The sequence below is a fragment of the Metabacillus fastidiosus NBRC 101226 genome (assembly GCF_001591625.1).
GTDB lineage: Bacteria > Bacillota > Bacilli > Bacillales > Bacillaceae > Metabacillus > Metabacillus fastidiosus.
Genome location: NZ_BCVG01000179.1, coordinates 1 through 4,403, shown reverse-complemented (window position 1 = coordinate 4,403; position 4,403 = coordinate 1). Strand labels below are relative to the sequence as shown.

At 34.7% G+C, this 4,403-nt stretch carries 5 protein-coding genes; all 5 read right to left on the bottom strand.

The window, feature by feature from the left end; genetic code table 11:
* Window positions 1–62: 62 nt before the first annotated feature.
* The 5 genes from BFA01S_RS20975 to BFA01S_RS20955 are packed head-to-tail and all read right to left on the bottom strand — an operon-like array spanning window position 63 to window position 4,259.
* Entirely contained in the window at window positions 63–1,355 is a 1,293-nt protein-coding gene (locus BFA01S_RS20975; RefSeq protein ID WP_066235504.1) for an ABC transporter permease, read from the bottom strand.
* Window positions 1,345–2,043: an ABC transporter ATP-binding protein gene (locus BFA01S_RS20970; RefSeq protein ID WP_066235502.1), complete on the bottom strand. Its 699-nt coding sequence runs from the start codon at window positions 2,041–2,043 to the stop codon at window positions 1,345–1,347. Before BFA01S_RS20970 ends, BFA01S_RS20975 begins: the two co-directional genes overlap by 11 nt.
* Window positions 2,043–3,005: an ABC transporter permease subunit gene (locus BFA01S_RS20965; protein WP_066235500.1), complete on the bottom strand. Its 963-nt coding sequence runs from the start codon at window positions 3,003–3,005 to the stop codon at window positions 2,043–2,045. The genes BFA01S_RS20970 and BFA01S_RS20965 overlap by 1 nt, the downstream gene beginning before the upstream one ends.
* On the bottom strand, window positions 2,999–3,877 hold the full coding sequence (locus BFA01S_RS20960; protein ID WP_066235506.1) for an ABC transporter ATP-binding protein: 879 nt from the start codon (window positions 3,875–3,877) through the stop codon (window positions 2,999–3,001). The genes BFA01S_RS20965 and BFA01S_RS20960 overlap by 7 nt, the downstream gene beginning before the upstream one ends.
* On the bottom strand, window positions 3,843–4,259 hold the full coding sequence (locus BFA01S_RS20955; protein WP_066235499.1) for a GntR family transcriptional regulator: 417 nt from the start codon (window positions 4,257–4,259) through the stop codon (window positions 3,843–3,845). The genes BFA01S_RS20960 and BFA01S_RS20955 overlap by 35 nt, the downstream gene beginning before the upstream one ends.
* Between the last annotated feature and the right edge of the window lie 144 nt (window positions 4,260–4,403).

Sequence of the window (4,403 nt, the reverse complement as noted above, 5' to 3'; positions counted from 1 at the left end):
TCCGATTGGTTCAACTAACCATTAGTGGAGGATGAGACCCCCCCATTGATGGAAGTTTCACTTTACAACTCTCTTCTTAACGCCGCAAGCACATTAATATTTGTCGCTTTGATCGCTGGTCTCACTCCTGAAACCATTGCAACACCGATGCTTATAACTGCCGCAATTACTACTAAGCTTAACGGGATATAAGAGAATGTGAAATCTATTGCTCCCGCATCCTCCGTTCCAGTTGCTGATGCCAAAATAACCGGCAATACCAGATTTGAAATCCAGCTGATTGCATATGAAATCACAATCCCGATGATAGAGCCTAAAATACCAATATAGGCACTTTCCATTAAGAACATTTTGCGAATCGTGCCCGGTTCCGCTCCAAGTGCTTTCATAATACCAATTTCCTGCGTTCTCTCTGTAACAGCCATCGTCATCGTATTAAAAATACCGATCGAAGCGATTAATACTGCAACTGTCCCTACAAAAATCAGGCCTGCTTTAAACACATTGAAAAATAAATTAACCTGATCCAGTTCTTCTGTCACTGAATAAACCTGATATTTCTGGTCTTTCAAAGCTTGTGTAACTGACGCAACTTTTTCAAAATTTGATGCATATGCTGAAATACTAGAATTTTCTTCATTAATAAATGACTTGAATTCCTCTTTAAAATGATCACTAACGTAAATTTGATTATCGATAACCCAATCTCTTGATGGTGCTTTACCAATCCCAACAATTTTTAAATCATATTTTTTCTCATTTTTGACTTCACCTTTGTCATCTGTTTCCGTTACTTTTATATTCACCGTCTTACCGATTAAATCGCCTTCATAGCCTTTCGGTTCCTTCACTTGTTCATCTGGCTGTTCAGCTGCTTTTTCCACATCTTCCTGCTCTTTTTTCGTTAATAATTGTTTTGCAAAATCATATCCAACGATAATCTCATTTTTATTCTTCGGTATTTCGCCTTTTTCAAGCTTTAAATTTGCTTTTAACTCTTCTTCCATATCTGTTATAGTCATAGTATTATAACTCGTTCTATCATCTAAAGAAGCTTCAATTGCAGCCTCAACATAGTCTCTTTTAACGACTGCCTTTACATCATTCATGCCTTTTATTTTCTCAATATCGGAATCAGTAACTTTGCTATCTTCTTTCCCGTGAATATTAATTTCTGTAATAATCTGCTGTGAAAGAAATTGATCTGTAATACTTTTATGGATTCCAAAACCGACTGATGCCAATACAATTAGAAATGCACAGCCCATCGTCGTTGCTAAAATCGTCATAAAAACTCTTAATCTATTTTTCTTCATATTCCTGCGCAAAAATTTCAGCTGATCTTTAAACTTCAACAGAAGCACCTTCTTTCCCTAAAACCCCGTCATGCAAATGATACTTATGATTACTAATTGCAGCGACTTCTTCATTATGGGTAATGATGAAAAATGTAATTCCATGATCTTTATTTAATTCTAAAATAAGTTTAAGAATTTCCTTTTCTGTTTCTGAATCTAGGCTTCCAGTCGGTTCATCTGCTAAAATAATACTTGGATTCGTAATAAGTGCTCTTGCAATACTTACACGCTGCTGCTGTCCTCCTGATAATTCATTCGGATAATGATCCGCATGATCATGTAAGCCGACTCTTGCAAGCAGCTCCTCTACTTTCTGCTTGCGCTCTGCTTCATTAATTCCTTTTAATGTTAGCGGCAGTTCTACATTTTCAAAGGTCGTTAAACTAGGTATGAGCTGGAAGCTTTGAAAGATAAATCCTAAATTATCCAAACGGAATTTCGCCCATTTCTTCTCATCAAAATGAGTAACATTCGTATCATTTATTATAATTTCACCGCCTGTCGGTGAAATATAGCCGGAAATCAAATTCAGTAAAGTTGATTTACCTGAACCGCTTCGGCCTACAACTGTAACAATTTCACTTCTGTTAACCGTTAATGAAATATTCTTTAAAACTTGTATCTCATTTTCTTTTCCTTTTTTCCCGACTTTAAAGGAATGTGTTAAATTCTTCAAACATATCATTATTTACCAGCTTCCTTTCCTTTTTTATAAATAAGAAGATAACCTAATAAAAGCCCTAATAACGCCCCGAAAAATCCGCCAATCATGTATCCGACTATCGGATCGGAATTTGTATAAGATCCGAAAGCACCAAAGCCTAATATTCCAACAAAAACAACAATAAGCTGTACCGGCAAGTTTAAGTATTTCCATATAAAAAAGTAGCCGTTTCGTTCAATCGGATGTTTTTCAAAAGAAAAATGACCAATAAAATAAGTTATTACTGTTATAATTAATGGAAAAACAAGTTTAAGAACAGGAAATTTATCTTCATTCTCTCCATAAACATTTGTAACAAAAAATTGAAATATATCTTCTATTATTTTTCCTGAAGGATCGTAGAAAACTTCTATATGGATAATAACTAAAATCATTAAAATATATGGAAGAATGAGAACTGTAAAGGTAACTAGTCCTTGGGCAAAAGGTGTGCCTGTTAATGCACCGGCTGCAAGTGCGATTGTATAAATCATAAGCAGCATACTAATTAAATAAAAATATTTATCAAAATAATGTTCGATCTCTAAATCAATCGCAAACATAATCAGCCTCGTTAATGCGATAGAAATGATATTTGCACTTAAAATAATGAATACACCGATAACCCATTTTGTAAAATAAATTTTTGTTCGTGAAAAAGGCAATGATAATGTAAATTCCATTGTACCTTTGCTTCTCTCTACACCTAACTGGTTAATCGCTAAACTAATGACGAAGAATGACATTAAAATAACAAAGGCAATACTTTCAAAAGTAATATAATCGGAAAGAGATAACTCATTTACGTATTTTTCCACATCTTTATAATTTATATAGCCAATTACAAAACGAATGGGTATCGCAAATGAAATAAAAAGAAATGTCAATAAAATTGGAATGACATTTTGCTTTGCTTCTTTCACAAATAACTCTCCAGCTACCATCTTCTTTTTCCTCCAAACTTAGCGATAAATATTTCCTCTAAGCTGACAGGTAATTCATGCCACACTTTGGGCTGCAAAGCTTTAAGCCAAGCAATTTTATCTACTTCACTCCGCGAAACAATGAATGTATAAAAAACTCCTGTTGCATCTAAAATTGCAATACCCTGTTTCCTAATTTCGAGATTAACATCTTCTTCAAAAGCAGCTTGTATTTTTACGTAATCTTCTTTTAACTCATCCTGCTCCATCATATTTGTTAATTGATTATCTTCTAAAAATCCGATCCTACTGCAAATCCTTTCAATGTCTTCCAATCGATGTGATGTAATAAAAATCGTTGTTTCACGCTCTGCAACTTCATCAATCATTAGCTGGAGCAGATCATGCCTTGTTACTGCATCAATTCCATCGGTTGGCTCATCCAGCAAAATAACAGCAGGCTTCGTTGCAAAAGCTAAAATAAGTGATAATTGCTTTTTCATTCCTGTGGATAATTCACGAAATTTCTTCGACTCTGGAAGCTCGTAGCGATTTATTAATTCGTTTGCGTATGTAACATCAAAATCAGGGTAAATCGGCTTTAATATACGAATAAGCTCCCGATATGAAAAGCGGTCATAAAATGAGTTATGTACAGGCATATAAAAGAGTTTTCTTTTCACAAGAGGATGATGAGCAATCGAGACATTTTCAAAAAGAATTTCTCCAGCATCAGGTAATGTTATTTGCTGGATGCATTTTAATAATGTCGTTTTACCTGAACCATTCCGGCCTAATAAACCGAAAATTTCTCCTTGCTGAAGCTCAAAAGAAATATGATCAAGCACTTTTACCCCATCAATTATCTTTGTCAGATTTTTTACTGCGAGCACCATCTTCTCCTCCTACTTCTTCCTCAATTTCATCTATCCAATGATGAACATCTTGAAAGTCAACTCCAGCATAAAATGCATCAATAATCAGGGACTTTAACTGTTCCTTAATCATTTCCATCTTCCCCTCATCTAATGTTTTTTTTGCTTTTTCAGAAACGAATGTTCCACGTCCCCTTAATGTCTCAATGATGCCTTGCCGTTCAAGCTCTTTATATGCTTTACTCACCGTATTCGGATTGGCAATCACCATCGTTGATAACTCACGTACAGATGGAAGTTTATCCCCTTCCTTTAACAATCCTTTAAAACAAAGCTCTTTAAACTGTTGAATGATTTGTTCATAAATGGGAGTCGGGCTGCGCGGATCAATTTGAATCAAACTATTCTCCCTCTTTCTATAAAATTGTATCGTACTATGTGTACTATATTAATTAGTACACATAGTACGATACATACATTAAATGAAAATGTCAATTGCTCTTTTAAAAATAAAGTGAAACTTTCATCAGTGGGGGTTACTCAT

Excerpts from the sequence above, each read along its gene's own strand:
- BFA01S_RS20970 (WP_066235502.1), bottom strand. The coding sequence starts at position 2,043 with ATGATATGTTTGAAGAATTTAACACATTCCTTTAAAGTCGGGAAAAAA.
- BFA01S_RS20965 (WP_066235500.1), bottom strand. The coding sequence starts at position 3,005 with ATGGTAGCTGGAGAGTTATTTGTGAAAGAAGCAAAGCAAAATGTCATT.